The 10,972-nt window shown below is 47.3% G+C and carries 17 protein-coding genes and 1 pseudogene; 8 read left to right on the top strand and 10 right to left on the bottom strand.

The annotated features are described in order from the left end of the window. Nucleotides 1-190 precede the first annotated feature (190 nt). The 3 genes from NDA01_RS19840 to NDA01_RS19830 form a co-directional block, all read right to left on the bottom strand. Complete coding sequence (locus NDA01_RS19840) at nt 191-445, bottom strand: DUF433 domain-containing protein (RefSeq protein WP_348229311.1); 255 nt, start codon at nt 443-445, stop codon at nt 191-193. Nucleotides 446-522: 77 nt separating this feature from the next. After that, complete coding sequence (locus NDA01_RS19835) at nt 523-930, bottom strand: response regulator (protein WP_348229310.1); 408 nt, start codon at nt 928-930, stop codon at nt 523-525. Nucleotides 931-1,130: 200 nt separating this feature from the next. Beyond that, complete coding sequence (locus NDA01_RS19830; RefSeq protein ID WP_348229309.1) at nt 1,131-1,304, bottom strand: hypothetical protein; 174 nt, start codon at nt 1,302-1,304, stop codon at nt 1,131-1,133. A 99-nt stretch (nt 1,305-1,403) separates the two neighbouring features. On the opposite strand from NDA01_RS19830, the gene NDA01_RS19825 reads away from it, so the two are divergent. Beyond that, complete coding sequence (locus NDA01_RS19825) at nt 1,404-1,613, top strand: hypothetical protein (RefSeq protein WP_348229308.1); 210 nt, start codon at nt 1,404-1,406, stop codon at nt 1,611-1,613. Between the two features lie 14 nt (nt 1,614-1,627). On the opposite strand, the gene NDA01_RS19820 is transcribed toward NDA01_RS19825, so the two are convergent. Then, on the bottom strand, nt 1,628-2,029 hold the full coding sequence (locus tag NDA01_RS19820) for a response regulator (RefSeq protein WP_348229307.1): 402 nt from the start codon (nt 2,027-2,029) through the stop codon (nt 1,628-1,630). A gap of 162 nt (nt 2,030-2,191) precedes the next feature. On the opposite strand from NDA01_RS19820, the gene NDA01_RS19815 reads away from it, so the two are divergent. Next, nucleotides 2,192-2,524: a hypothetical protein gene (locus NDA01_RS19815; protein WP_348229306.1), complete on the top strand. Its 333-nt coding sequence runs from the start codon at nt 2,192-2,194 to the stop codon at nt 2,522-2,524. A 33-nt stretch (nt 2,525-2,557) separates the two neighbouring features. Here the strand turns inward: NDA01_RS19815 and NDA01_RS19810 are convergent, their stop codons facing one another. Beyond that, entirely contained in the window at nt 2,558-2,785 is a 228-nt protein-coding gene (locus tag NDA01_RS19810) for a hypothetical protein (RefSeq protein WP_348229305.1), read from the bottom strand. 197 nt (nt 2,786-2,982) lie between these two features. Then, complete coding sequence (locus NDA01_RS19805) at nt 2,983-3,120, bottom strand: hypothetical protein (RefSeq protein ID WP_348229304.1); 138 nt, start codon at nt 3,118-3,120, stop codon at nt 2,983-2,985. Nucleotides 3,121-3,216: 96 nt separating this feature from the next. On the opposite strand from NDA01_RS19805, the gene NDA01_RS19800 reads away from it, so the two are divergent. Beyond that, complete coding sequence (locus tag NDA01_RS19800; RefSeq protein ID WP_348229303.1) at nt 3,217-3,540, top strand: hypothetical protein; 324 nt, start codon at nt 3,217-3,219, stop codon at nt 3,538-3,540. A gap of 64 nt (nt 3,541-3,604) precedes the next feature. On the opposite strand, the gene NDA01_RS19795 is transcribed toward NDA01_RS19800, so the two are convergent. Further along, nucleotides 3,605-3,790: a hypothetical protein gene (locus tag NDA01_RS19795; protein WP_348229302.1), complete on the bottom strand. Its 186-nt coding sequence runs from the start codon at nt 3,788-3,790 to the stop codon at nt 3,605-3,607. Between NDA01_RS19795 and NDA01_RS19790 the strand changes: the two genes are divergently transcribed. Continuing rightward, the gene (locus tag NDA01_RS19790; RefSeq protein WP_431193464.1) at nt 3,790-3,969 is read left to right on the top strand and encodes a tyrosine-type recombinase/integrase; all 180 of its coding nucleotides are present in this window, start codon (nt 3,790-3,792) and stop codon (nt 3,967-3,969) included. The genes NDA01_RS19795 and NDA01_RS19790 overlap by 1 nt on opposite strands. A gap of 439 nt (nt 3,970-4,408) precedes the next feature. On the opposite strand, the pseudogene NDA01_RS19785 reads toward NDA01_RS19790, so the two are convergent. Then, nucleotides 4,409-5,286 (bottom strand): annotated as a pseudogene (locus NDA01_RS19785) (IS630 family transposase). 157 nt (nt 5,287-5,443) lie between these two features. Between NDA01_RS19785 and NDA01_RS19780 the strand changes: the two are divergent. Both NDA01_RS19780 and NDA01_RS19775 read left to right on the top strand, forming a co-directional pair. Continuing rightward, a complete protein-coding gene (locus tag NDA01_RS19780; protein ID WP_348229301.1) occupies nt 5,444-6,175 on the top strand; it encodes a ParA family protein in 732 nt (243 codons plus the stop codon). Further along, nucleotides 6,175-6,576, top strand: a complete 402-nt coding sequence (locus NDA01_RS19775) for a hypothetical protein (protein WP_348229300.1) — start codon at nt 6,175-6,177, stop codon at nt 6,574-6,576. The genes NDA01_RS19780 and NDA01_RS19775 overlap by 1 nt, the downstream gene beginning before the upstream one ends. Nucleotides 6,577-6,781: 205 nt before the next feature. Here NDA01_RS19775 and NDA01_RS19770 read toward each other — a convergent pair whose 3' ends face one another. Together NDA01_RS19770 and NDA01_RS19765 are read right to left on the bottom strand one after the other, a co-directional pair. After that, complete coding sequence (locus tag NDA01_RS19770; protein WP_348229299.1) at nt 6,782-7,345, bottom strand: SMI1/KNR4 family protein; 564 nt, start codon at nt 7,343-7,345, stop codon at nt 6,782-6,784. A gap of 128 nt (nt 7,346-7,473) precedes the next feature. Then, nucleotides 7,474-7,770: a hypothetical protein gene (locus NDA01_RS19765; RefSeq protein ID WP_348229298.1), complete on the bottom strand. Its 297-nt coding sequence runs from the start codon at nt 7,768-7,770 to the stop codon at nt 7,474-7,476. Nucleotides 7,771-7,962: 192 nt separating this feature from the next. Here NDA01_RS19765 and NDA01_RS19760 point away from each other — a divergent pair, with 192 nt between their 5' ends. Beyond that, a complete protein-coding gene (locus tag NDA01_RS19760) occupies nt 7,963-8,190 on the top strand; it encodes a tyrosine-type recombinase/integrase (protein ID WP_431193463.1) in 228 nt (75 codons plus the stop codon). A 437-nt stretch (nt 8,191-8,627) separates the two neighbouring features. Next, nucleotides 8,628-10,700: an ATP-binding protein gene (locus NDA01_RS19755; protein ID WP_348229297.1), complete on the top strand. Its 2,073-nt coding sequence runs from the start codon at nt 8,628-8,630 to the stop codon at nt 10,698-10,700. The last annotated feature ends 272 nt before the right edge of the window (nt 10,701-10,972 follow it).

The raw sequence follows: 10,972 nt of genomic DNA, 5'->3' as shown, positions 1-10,972 counted from the left end.
CTGATTTTATACTAGCTAGGCTCAACAAGTGTATCCTCTTAGTAGAGAGAAACAGATGAATTTTGCGTAAAGCAGTTTCTGCGTCGTACCTCTCCTATGACGCGCCCATCCTAATCATGGCTAAGTCAGCAAAAGCAAAGCCTTGATTCTAAAACCGAGGCTTCCTGAAGTATCAAATGCCACCTAATGCCTAATTGCCTTGCCGTAGGGCATCAAGTGCATGCTTCAAATCCTGCTGGTTCTCGCACCACTCATACAAGGCCACAATCGCCTCAGGTTGAATGCTGACGTAATGCTTGGCTATGTCTTCCTGACTCCAGTCCGCTTCAATTAAAGTCAGGACAAACCATGCAGACACGAGAGTTCCCTTAAACACTCTCACTTTACCTGTCACCTCAAGACTCAACTCAGTGTATTGGTTCAACAGTTCACTTATTTCAGTCATCAACCAAGCCTTAATTGCGACAAACCAGCTCCTTAAAGGTGTCGGGCGAAAGCGACCGCCCCAATCTATAGCTGGGTTTAGGGTGATGAAGTGTAGGCTTCGGCCTCAATCGCCTTAATTAACTTTGTCAATGAGACGGGCTTGACCAGGTAGTGACGAGCTCCCAGTTTTAGCGCCCGCTGTTGCTCTTCTTGAAAGGCAAAGCCAGAAATCACAATGACTGGTAACTGCTGCAAATGTGGTTGTTGCTGTAGTTCTTCTAGCAGCTGATACCCATCGACATCAGGCAGTCCTAGGTCAAGTAGCACTAGATTGGGTTGAAACTGTTCAATAGTCAGAAAAAAACCTGAGCCTTGGGCCAAGGTAAGAATTTCATAGCCATAGTGACGTAGATAATCTCCGAGCAGCTCACGATTTAAGCTATTGTCCTCGACGAGCAGAATGTGGAAGGCTGTGCTCCCTTGGCATGCTTCAGCATCAGTCATGGCATTACCTTGGCGATTGGAATCAACTCTTAGCTCCGTCAGATGTTGGAAGATGAGACCACTTTCCCATAGTTCAGGCTCAAGCGATGGTCCCTTGTCAGCTTTTACAGGAGTTACAACGATTGCCTCTCCAAGCTTCTAGTCTCACTGCGATTAGTAAAGGCTAAGTAAGAGTTGAGCGCAGTGATCCGCCCCCGTTATTACTTGACGGAGATCAGCCCAGGTCGTAAGTAATGCCTGTGTTGATGGCGTGAATCTTCAGCAGTTCTAGACCCAGCTCCCGCCTCCGTCTGATAGGAAGCGCTGATGCTACCAAGGAGCTTGGCAATCTGGCGATCGCGCTCCCGCCAGCCTAGCCCGCATTGATCACTCATGTCGCTATAGCTACGAAAGACTAATACTTCTGCTGGTAGGTTTATTCGTGCCCCTCGGCCTAGACAATACAGCAGTTCTCTACAAGCCTTTCTACTTCCATGAGCACCAAGACGACACAAGATGCTCTTTACTCTATCTATGTTGAGCAAAGTGCCATTGTGCTTTACCTCGATAATGGATTGGATTACAGACCAGGCCGTTTTATCTCTAGCCAAGCGGACTATCCGATGGCTTATGAATTTGCTCTGCAACTAGCCAGCCAAAAAGGACTGACCTTGATCAACCAGGTCGCGGAGGCTTACAACTAACAGCAATCGCTCCCCTATTCAGACTGCCCTAGAAGCTGGATAACAATTTCTATCAATACATCCAGCAGGATTGGCTTCATGATGTATTGCTGAAAGCCGAGTTCTAGCGATTGCTCCTGCCATTCTTTTCCCGCATAACCTGTCAAAGCAATTGCGGGCACCTGCCATCCTAAACCTGCTTCTAATGTGCGTAATTCTTGGATGAGTGAGAAACCATCCTCAAACGGGAGCCCAATGTCGCTAATGAGCAGGGTGGGGTGAAACTGCTTAAATACCTCGATTGCTTCCGAAGTGGAGAGCGCAGCAGCTACCTTGGCTCCACATTTCTCAAGCGTAAAAGTTAGCAGAAAAAGGGTGTCAATATCATCATTGACCACGAGAATTCGTTGCCCCAGCAGCAGTGACCGCTGGTTCATTTTTCTTCTGTCCCTGAAAACATTTACAGTTTATTAGTATATTTAAGCACTAAAACTTAAGAGCTAAATACTTATGCGACAGAAGCAAGCAGACTCTACCTTTAGGTAGGGTGATTTTGTATCTTAAGGTACTTAAATAAAGCAGTTGCTACTATAAGCCCTGTGGAAGAACGGTTCTCACCCACGCAGCAGCAAGAACAAAGCTATCGTGCAGATTTGATCAAGTGGGGAATAGAGCTTGAAAAAGCGCTCAAAGTTGCCAGAATTTTGGCCCTCAACATTCCCAACGAGAACCTGACGAGTAGCGAAGTCGAACTGGTTGAGAAAGTTTGCAAAGAGTGGTTCGAGAAACGGAAGCAGTGGGAACGGTTCCAGCGGGTAACGGCTGAGCACAGCCCAGGGTCGCAGCAACCCGCCTGGGAGAATTACCAAACGGCAGCTCAACGCCACGAGAAGGATTCTCCAACCACATCTGATAGCGATGAAAAGGAATAATGACGGCCTGATACTGTTTTTATTGCAGGGCTGTTAGGTGTAGTGTGATACAAAGCAAAGTAAAATCAAGTTCCAAAAGGTAAGCGATCGCCCCTGTAGCGTAGAAGCAGGAGCGATCGCTTTTTTTAGTGCCACCCCGCCCCGCACGGGTTGACAGAGATGGGGACGGGGGGTGTGAGCTGAGTCGTATAGTGGCGGAGCGATCGCCAGCGGGAAGAACAGTGCGATTACAAGTTGATTAACCTGACCCCAGCAATTCAAATTAGACGAGGGAAATCGACAAAGTTGTAACGACTCAACCCAAAATGTTCATACTAAACATCTTGTCAATTTGAGAGTCTGAAACGGTTGTGTGGGGCGGAATAGAGGGTGGTTTGTAGATGTTCAAAGTGCTATTAAATATATATACCAGTCTGAGCATCTACAAACCACCTGCAAAGCCTTACTCAGAAGGAGTCTCAAGCTACACCAAGATTGCTCACCCCTTGCTCTATTAACTTTATTTGCGGCACTTTTGCCAAAGCTGCCCCAACTTTGGTCACAAACTCTGAGTCGCGATCGCACGTCAGCACCAAAGCAGGAACCAAGGTTGCCATAAGGTTTGAAGAATCACTGGAATTGATTGGATCTAGGATTAACCTACCTAGCGCGTTCAGAGCAACTATAGTAGAGACAGAAATTCAGGCATCACAATGACCCAGGAACCCCCATCTAGGCTGGAAAGCAAGGTAAATTCAGTAGCGCGAAACATTGAAGTGATCGACGCTCGCATCGAAGCGCTAGACCAGCGGTTGACACAGGGGCTCAGCGGCCTAACCGAGAATGTATCGAACCTCACCCATCAAGTTGGCACTTTTACAGAGGGTTTGGTTCGCCTTGAAATTCAAGTTGAACGACTTAGTACCCAAATGGAGCGAGTGGCTGGAACTGTAGAGGAGCAAGCGGCTACTGCTAAACAGCAGGCTGCTACAGTCGATCGACTGGTTAGACTCTTGGAAAACCTGGTTCAGCGGTAAACGATCGCTGTTAAGGGTTAGAGCGCTTCGTAGGCAGAAATATAGGTGCTGGTGAATGATTGATTTAGCGATCGTACTGGCGCTTAGCCAAAGCCCACATCTGACTTCCAGAAATGCCAGGAGTAGCTCTGGCTAGCGCGATCGCTTCTCTTGCAGTTGGCCGATCGCCATCCAAGATGCACTGAATCAGTTCTATAGGCAAGTCACTCGCAGCCAGCAGCAGCAATTCTGAGGGGAGCATTTGAGGCATTGGGAATTGAGGGGGCCAGTACTCACAGTTTTAGAAGAACTGCGCTAACAAGAATGTCGAACCTGGGTATACCGCTGCGGGTGATTCAGGAGATCTCTGGGCACGAGAGTTTGGCTGCGCTGCAAGAGTACCTGGAAGTATCGGATGAGCAGTTGGAGCAGGCGATCGCTCAGTTGTGAGGTTAAGGTTGAAAGGCTGAAGCGATAGGCAGCAATCCCAATGGTAAGAAGGAGCAACTCTTTAGCGCAAAGAGCAATCTCAATCAGCCTGAGCATTGCAGTTGGAACAGGACTGACATTATTTTCGTTGCGCTACAAGCAGCCAGCTAACTGCCAAGAGCTATGTATTGATTCTCAACCTTGTCAGGTGGGACAGTGCAAGTTTGGAGAGCAAAAGGCAGGCTTCCCACTCCCGTTCGTTTGAGACACAGAAGCAAACTCACCCACGGATAGACGAGGAAAGGTAGGGCCAGAAGACTATTTCTACGCTGATCTTTCAGCCTTCACCTTTAATATCGCTTTCTACAGCCTTACCTTATGGCTACTCCAAGGATTGATTAGATGGATTGTTCACTGGCTGCGTCGTTAGGATGCCAGAGTATAGCTGTCGCCACAAGAGTTAGGACGCGGCTTCCTTGAGGACTGTCTCCATCGCCTCACGCAAACTAGTAGCGTTGCGTCGTTGTTTGCGAATGCGGCCCTTTAACCATGCCCAACACTTTTCGATACGATTCAGGTCTGGTGAATAGGGTGGTCAGTAGACCACTTGTGCCCCTTTTGCTTGGATGAGTGGGGCAATTCGTCCGCCATGATGGAAGGTGGCATTATCCAAAATCACCCATTCTCCAGGTTGCAGTATTGGGATGAGACAGCTTTCTAACCAAGTTTCAAATACAGTTCGATTACAGACTCCTTCGACTGTGAATGGAGCAATCAGTTGACCGTTCCGGTACCCCGCAATCATGTTGACTCGACCCTGACGACGACCCGATTTGAGACCATAGACTCTCTCCCCTGCGAGAGACCAACCATACTCATAGTCATCGCGCTCATCCATCCCTGATTCATCCACATAGACCAGATGCGGCGCTCTCGACTCACCTAGCTGTTGCTGGAATTCCGTCCGTTTCGCTTCATCGCGTTCGCGATACCCATACGTCTTTTTTTTCTTGTCAAGCCCAGCTTTTGTAGTGCCCGTGATATCGTGCGACTACTGATATCGCCTTCCCACAACTGCGCCATCTCAGCTTGAGTTTTATCCTCATGCTCCTTAGCAAAAGCACGAAACTTCTCCCAATCGGTGATCTTCTGCCTGGGACTAGGAGTTGCTCTCGGCTTGAGCTGAACGTCTCCGGTTTCGGTTTTCCTCTGGAACCAGAGATTGATCGTATTGCGACTGATGTTGAATAACTCGCTGGCTTCACCTCTCTTCAGTCCGTCTAACTCAATGGCTTGCATTACCTTCTGACGGAAGTCGTAACTATAAGCTTTTGCCATCCTGGGGGACCAATCACTCCTATTGCCAGTCTACGTCCTAACCAGACTGGCAATAGCTATAACATCGACCTGTCAGGATCAGTAGTTGCAATTACTTGACTTACCTATAAAGGTCTAATAGTTTTATAGAAATAAAGGATTAAGTCATTAACCTAATATGCTTAAGATTGCCGTGTTTAATTTCAAGGGCGGCACAGGTAAATCAACGACAGCTCTAAACCTGGGAGCATTCCTCGCCAAGTCTAAATTCAATACTCTAGCGATCGACTTGGACGGACAGCGTACCCTGAGTTTTGGATTAGGTCTTGATGGTCAAGAGCCAACTGCCCTTGATTGGCTCACTAGTGATGAAGCGATCGCCCCATTCGCCACCTCGGTTAAGAACCTTTCACTCATCCCCGGTGACATTGGGATGTTCAGGCTGACTGCTGAAGCTGACCTATTCACCCCGTCTCTTAATGGTCTAATACCTTTAAAGTATGATGTGATATTAATGGACTGCCCACCTAGCTTGAGCGTGGCATCAGTCCAAGCAATCCTTAGCAGCGATCGGGTGTTGGTGCCTACCCTCTGTGAGCCTGCTGCACTCAAGGGATTGTCTGAGGCGATCGCCCTTATCCGTGGTGAGAATCCAGAGATTCCAATTGAGGTTCTGAGGACTCGCTACAAACCTCGATTAGTGCTGACGAGAGAGGCTGATGATTTACTGATCGAGTCTGCTGCTGACTTGGGGTACCGACTACTCCACACCACAATTCCCGAAAACATCCAAGTTGCCGAGTCGATTGCCCAACAGCAACCAGTGGCAGATTATGCATCTACTTCGAGTGGAGCACTTGCCTATCGATCGCTGACTAAAGAATGCACAAAGCTATGGGGGCTTAAGTAATGAGCGCTAAATCAAGAATGGGTGGACTGGGTAAACTGAGCGACTTCGGTAAAACATCCAAGACTCAAGCTCAACCGGAAACAGTAGTAGTTGAGGAGCCGAAGGCTGAACAAGTAGCTGCTCCCCCTCCTGAGCCAACACCACAACCTGCGCCTCAGAAGCAAGCTGATGACAAGGGTAAGCTCGTTCCTATCAACATCAAGATTACTCGTCGCCAGCATGAGTGGCTGAATGATATGGCCCGAACTGTGCGGGAGAATAATTCTGAGCCTGTGCCTCCCAATGAGCGAGTCTTTCCTCAGCATTTGATTGGAGCAGCGATCGACTTGTTACAAGCAAGTGATATGGATTGGAGCCAAATCAAGAATGTCGAGGAACTACGGAATGTATTAAACCTTTAGAGATTTAAAGGTTTACAGTATTAAACTACTAACCCCTTAAACTATTTGATGCTCAACTATTACCTGAATGAAGTGGTGATAAAGGCAAACTTAAATGCAAGCTTGAGTTCTTGAGATTTCCACTGCTCTGCCATTTTGGCTCTCAGTTTAGCAGATGAGCTTTTGAACTTGGCCTCCGTCTACCAAGTTCAAAAGCTTGTATCCACTAGATATCATCTACGTTGAATATGCCGTTGCCTTCTTCAGAAAAAATGAAATGTCCTGATTTCAAGCCTTCAACATATTGCTCCAACCACTCCCTAAAACTTGGTGCAACAATCTGCCTTTCAGGCTCATCGTGCCACATTGTAATAATTTGTCCACGCTTTCCACCCTCACCAGGATTTAAGTCTAGACAATCATGATTACCTGCTCCGTCATAGGTCAGCGGAATCCACTGTGCACTCCACCAATCAGAGCGAATACCTGCATCAGGGGAACTTTCAGAGTCTTCAAACTCCATGCCATCTAAAAGTTCTTTCCACACTGCCCATTCCTCTTGGATACGTTCTAAAGATAAAAACTCCTTCTCCTCAAAAAAGCCATAGCTATAACCTGACTGCCCGTTATGAATACGATAAGAAGCCTTAACTTCTGCCGGGAACTGAATAGAGAGAAAATCTTCTGCTGCTTTGATTTGAGTATCAGAAGCTCCAGGTTGCAAAGTGTCGAGCACCTTGGGGGCATTGGCATAAAGCCAAGATTCTATATATGTCCAAATCTCTTGCATACCGTTAATTGATATCAATACTTATTGACAACTTATTCATTAGTGGCTTATCAGCACCTCTAGAGGTTAAGTTCTAGCTCATAGAGCATTACCGAAACGAGGCATTCTTGGCTACATTTTGTGCAAAGCTAAGCAAGCATTGCTTCTTCTGGTTGTGCACTGGACAAAAAACACAAGGCAACTTGCTCCAATTTTCTGAGGCTAATCCAGACCCTGTATTCAGTCGGCAGACAAGTAATACAAACTTCAATACCTGTCTCTGACAAACTTATTGCTGTACTGAAAGCTTCCTGTCTTTGAGCAGCATCGAACTTTTTATAGAAGCTGTACAGCTCCTTACCAGAGGCAATACCTTCCTGCAGTACACCCTCATGCCAAAACGAAAAGGTTGAAACGACCTCATGAGACAGGACGAGAGGATACATAGAACGACCTTTGAGTTGTAAGCATCTCTTCAATGGGTTCTCAACATTTTACGCGGTTGATATTGCAAATTGTTAATAGTGTCTACGTCTTCTGAGTTAGGGGGACCTTGAAAACCTTTGGCCCCACATCCGCTGAAGCCGAGCGATCGCGAAAGTAGTAGCTAAGAAACCCTAAGACTCCCGCTCATATTCATGGGTCAGTTGTTCAAGTTAAAACGTGTGGCAAGCGATCGCCTGGGGTTAGTGAGAGTCAGTACCCACAGCTTTAGAAGAACTGCTCTGACCCGGATGAGTAGTGCAGGGATACCGCTACGGGTGATTCAGGAGATCTCCGGACACCGGAGCTTGCAAGCACTTCAACGATATCTAGAGGTGTCAGAACTGCAACTGGAGGGGGCGATCGCGTCTCTCAGCTTCTAGGGACGATCAACTCAGTCTAGTTCCGACCAAGGCGATGGAGCTACACCTCGGCCAGCACCAACATCCCAACCTGAGATCGCTTCACCCAAGGCGCTATGAACCCAAACAGAGAAGAATACGACATTAGCGTACGAATGGCGGAGATTAATCAGCGCGATCGCAGGTGTATCCTCAACGAAATTCGCTCAGGATAGAGTAACGGTTTGGCGTCAACTGGCCTCTTGGACTGGAGCGTTACATCCTAGAGTCGCCTGAGTTCAGTTGAGTTACCTTTTGAACAACAGCCTATGACCCTCTCATCCCAACAATCATCGTACGAACCTAAACCTGCCTTTCGCTTCAAGTCATCTGCTGGGCTCAGGTCTAGGGGGAGGCGTTCTATTGGCTCGCGCTTATTTTTGTATGTTTTAAGCGGAGCCCTTGTGGGGTTGGGAGGCATGTCCTATTTGTTCTATCAAGCTTCTGAAAGTAGGGCGAAAGAGCAAATTCAAGCGACTCTTGACACCCAGGTCAAGTCGGTTGAAGCACAGCTCACTGAGGCTGAAGAATCGAGCACGGGTCTAGCAGTAGCAGTGAAGACCTTGGAGGATTTGGGGATTAACGATCCAGAAGCTTATAAGAAAATAGCCTTTGAATTTTTTCAAAAACGGCCAAAACTAACGATGGGAGTTGGCTTTGGCCAGACGTCTGGCCAGATTGTTCCGAGTCAACAGTGGTTCTATCCCTATTTTTATGTAGATCAAGGGACCTCAGGGGCGATCGGAGAACGCTTACCCCCTCCCTATGGCCATATTCGTTATTCAGAGTTGTTTGCTGATGATCAATATCCAGAAAAAGAATACTACAAAGTCCCTATCGCCCAAGGAAAAACAGTTTGGTTAGAACCGTTTGATTGGTACGGTATCACTATGACTAGCCTGATGACTCCTTTTCATAGTGACAGTGGTAAGCTACTTGGCGTTGTAGGAGAAGATGTCAACGTCACTGCGCTCGGTGAACAAGTTCAAGCCGCTGTGACTCGTGGTGGAGGTTATTTTGTCATTCTGAGTGAACAAGGCAACTTGTTGGCTTATCCTCCTCATCCAGAAAAAGCCAAAATTCGAGCGAACTATCAACACATACAAGCGCTTAAAGACATTTGGCCTCAGTTACAAACTGGGCAAGCTGGCCTCATTCAAGCAAAAGGGCAGTTTTGGGCTTATCGCAGAGTCTCGAATACTAACTGGCTGATGTTAGCCGTCGTACCACGCTCTCTAGTCTTAGGGCCAGTCTTAAGCATCACGATTGCAGGGGCTTTGGGAGCAGGCGCTGTCCTCGCCTTAGTGGTGGCTTTGTTTGTGCGGCAACTTAACCATCGCCTGCAACCAATTTTAGAAGAATGTCATCAGTTAAGAGCGATCGAAGCCCAAAAAACTGGTGCTGCGAATCAAGTGGCTACAGGTGAAGCTCTGAATCTTGAGTCAGATTTGCAGGTAGCGGGCTTAGATGAGCTATCCATTTTGTCGCTGTCCTTTCACCAAATGGCTCAGCAGTTACGTGATTCGTTTACAGCTTTAGAGAAAACCAACGCAGAGTTAGAGTTCCGAGTCGCTCAGCGCACTGAAGAATTGCACCAAAACAACGGTCATCTTCAAGCCACGTTGCGGGAGTTACAACAAGCTCAGAGCCAGCTAGTCCATAGTGAAAAAATGTCCAGCTTGGGACAGCTCGTAGCGGGAGTGGCTCACGAAATTAACAATCCAGTCAATTTCATTCATGGCAATCTGGTCCATGCCAGCCAGTACACTCAAGATTTACTAGCCTTGCTGGGCTCCTACCAAGCACAGTTTCCTGATATCCCGACCAAACTTCAAGCTCAAGCTGAAGAAATTGACTTGGAGTTTTTACAGGAAGACTTGCCTAAATTACTGACCTCTATGAAAGTAGGGGCCGACCGCATTCGAGATATTGTGCAGTCCTTGCGGAATTTCTCTCGCCTAGATGAAGCAGAGGTCAAAGATGTAAACATTCATGAAGGCATCGATAGCACGTTGATGATTCTGCAAAATCGCCTCAAAGCCAAACCAGAACATCCAGCGATTCAGGTGATTAAGGAGTATGGCAAGTTACCACTCGTCGAATGTTATAGTGGCCAACTCAACCAAGTTTTTATGAATATTCTCACCAATGCCATCGATGCGTTGGATGAGTATTCAGCTCAGCTAGACGCCACAGACAAGAAACTAGCACCAACGATTACGATTCGCACTCTGCAAAGGGGGAGCGATCGCGTTGTAGTGCAAATTGCGGATAATGGTCCTGGCATGAGTGCATCCGTACAGCAGCGGTTGTTAGATCCCTTTTTCACCACTAAACCTGTGGGCAAAGGAACGGGGTTGGGCATGTCGATTAGCTATCAAATTGTGGTAGAAAAGCATGGCGGCTCACTGGAGTGTATTTCGGCTCCAGGGGAAGGCACAGAATTTGTGATCGAGGTGCCTATGCGTCAATCGAAAAAGCCCTCTAGCTAATCATGAAGTAGCGATCGCTGAACAGTACAACTGAATACATAAGGAAAAGCCTTGGATAACAGGCTGATTAGCCAAAATTGGAGTAGGGAATTGATTGTGGTTCCAGCACCGTAGCTTGCAGCCACTTCAACGGTATCTAGAGGTGTCCGAGTTGCAGATGAAGGGCGCGATCGCGGCTTTGAGGTTTTAAGGTATGGCCACTTGCTAGTAGATTAGTTGCGTAAGAAACAATTGAACCACCCTTAAGCTCAAAAGTTTTTCAGCCCTTGCAA

The organism is Trichocoleus desertorum AS-A10 (assembly GCF_039962155.1).
Classification (GTDB): domain Bacteria; phylum Cyanobacteriota; class Cyanobacteriia; order FACHB-46; family FACHB-46; genus Trichocoleus.
The sequence above is the reverse complement of the archived record's forward strand: the minus strand, read 5'-3'. Positions and strand labels throughout refer to the sequence as shown.

Bases quoted from the DNA above. Each gene is read 5' to 3' on its own strand.
- NDA01_RS19840 (WP_348229311.1), bottom strand. From the start codon at position 445: ATGACTGAAATAAGTGAACTGTTGAACCAATACACTGAGTTGAGTCTT.
- NDA01_RS19835 (WP_348229310.1), bottom strand. From the start codon at position 930: ATGACTGATGCTGAAGCATGCCAAGGGAGCACAGCCTTCCACATTCTG.
- NDA01_RS19830 (WP_348229309.1), bottom strand. From the start codon at position 1,304: ATGAGTGATCAATGCGGGCTAGGCTGGCGGGAGCGCGATCGCCAGATT.
- NDA01_RS19825 (WP_348229308.1), top strand. From the start codon at position 1,404: ATGAGCACCAAGACGACACAAGATGCTCTTTACTCTATCTATGTTGAG.
- NDA01_RS19820 (WP_348229307.1), bottom strand. From the start codon at position 2,029: ATGAACCAGCGGTCACTGCTGCTGGGGCAACGAATTCTCGTGGTCAAT.
- NDA01_RS19805 (WP_348229304.1), bottom strand. From the start codon at position 3,120: ATGGCAACCTTGGTTCCTGCTTTGGTGCTGACGTGCGATCGCGACTCA.
- NDA01_RS19800 (WP_348229303.1), top strand. From the start codon at position 3,217: ATGACCCAGGAACCCCCATCTAGGCTGGAAAGCAAGGTAAATTCAGTA.
- NDA01_RS19795 (WP_348229302.1), bottom strand. From the start codon at position 3,790: ATGCCTCAAATGCTCCCCTCAGAATTGCTGCTGCTGGCTGCGAGTGAC.
- NDA01_RS19780 (WP_348229301.1), top strand. From the start codon at position 5,444: ATGCTTAAGATTGCCGTGTTTAATTTCAAGGGCGGCACAGGTAAATCA.
- NDA01_RS19775 (WP_348229300.1), top strand. From the start codon at position 6,175: ATGAGCGCTAAATCAAGAATGGGTGGACTGGGTAAACTGAGCGACTTC.
- NDA01_RS19770 (WP_348229299.1), bottom strand. From the start codon at position 7,345: ATGCAAGAGATTTGGACATATATAGAATCTTGGCTTTATGCCAATGCC.
- NDA01_RS19765 (WP_348229298.1), bottom strand. From the start codon at position 7,770: ATGTATCCTCTCGTCCTGTCTCATGAGGTCGTTTCAACCTTTTCGTTT.
- NDA01_RS19760 (WP_431193463.1), top strand. From the start codon at position 7,963: ATGGGTCAGTTGTTCAAGTTAAAACGTGTGGCAAGCGATCGCCTGGGG.
- NDA01_RS19755 (WP_348229297.1), top strand. From the start codon at position 8,628: ATGTCCTATTTGTTCTATCAAGCTTCTGAAAGTAGGGCGAAAGAGCAA.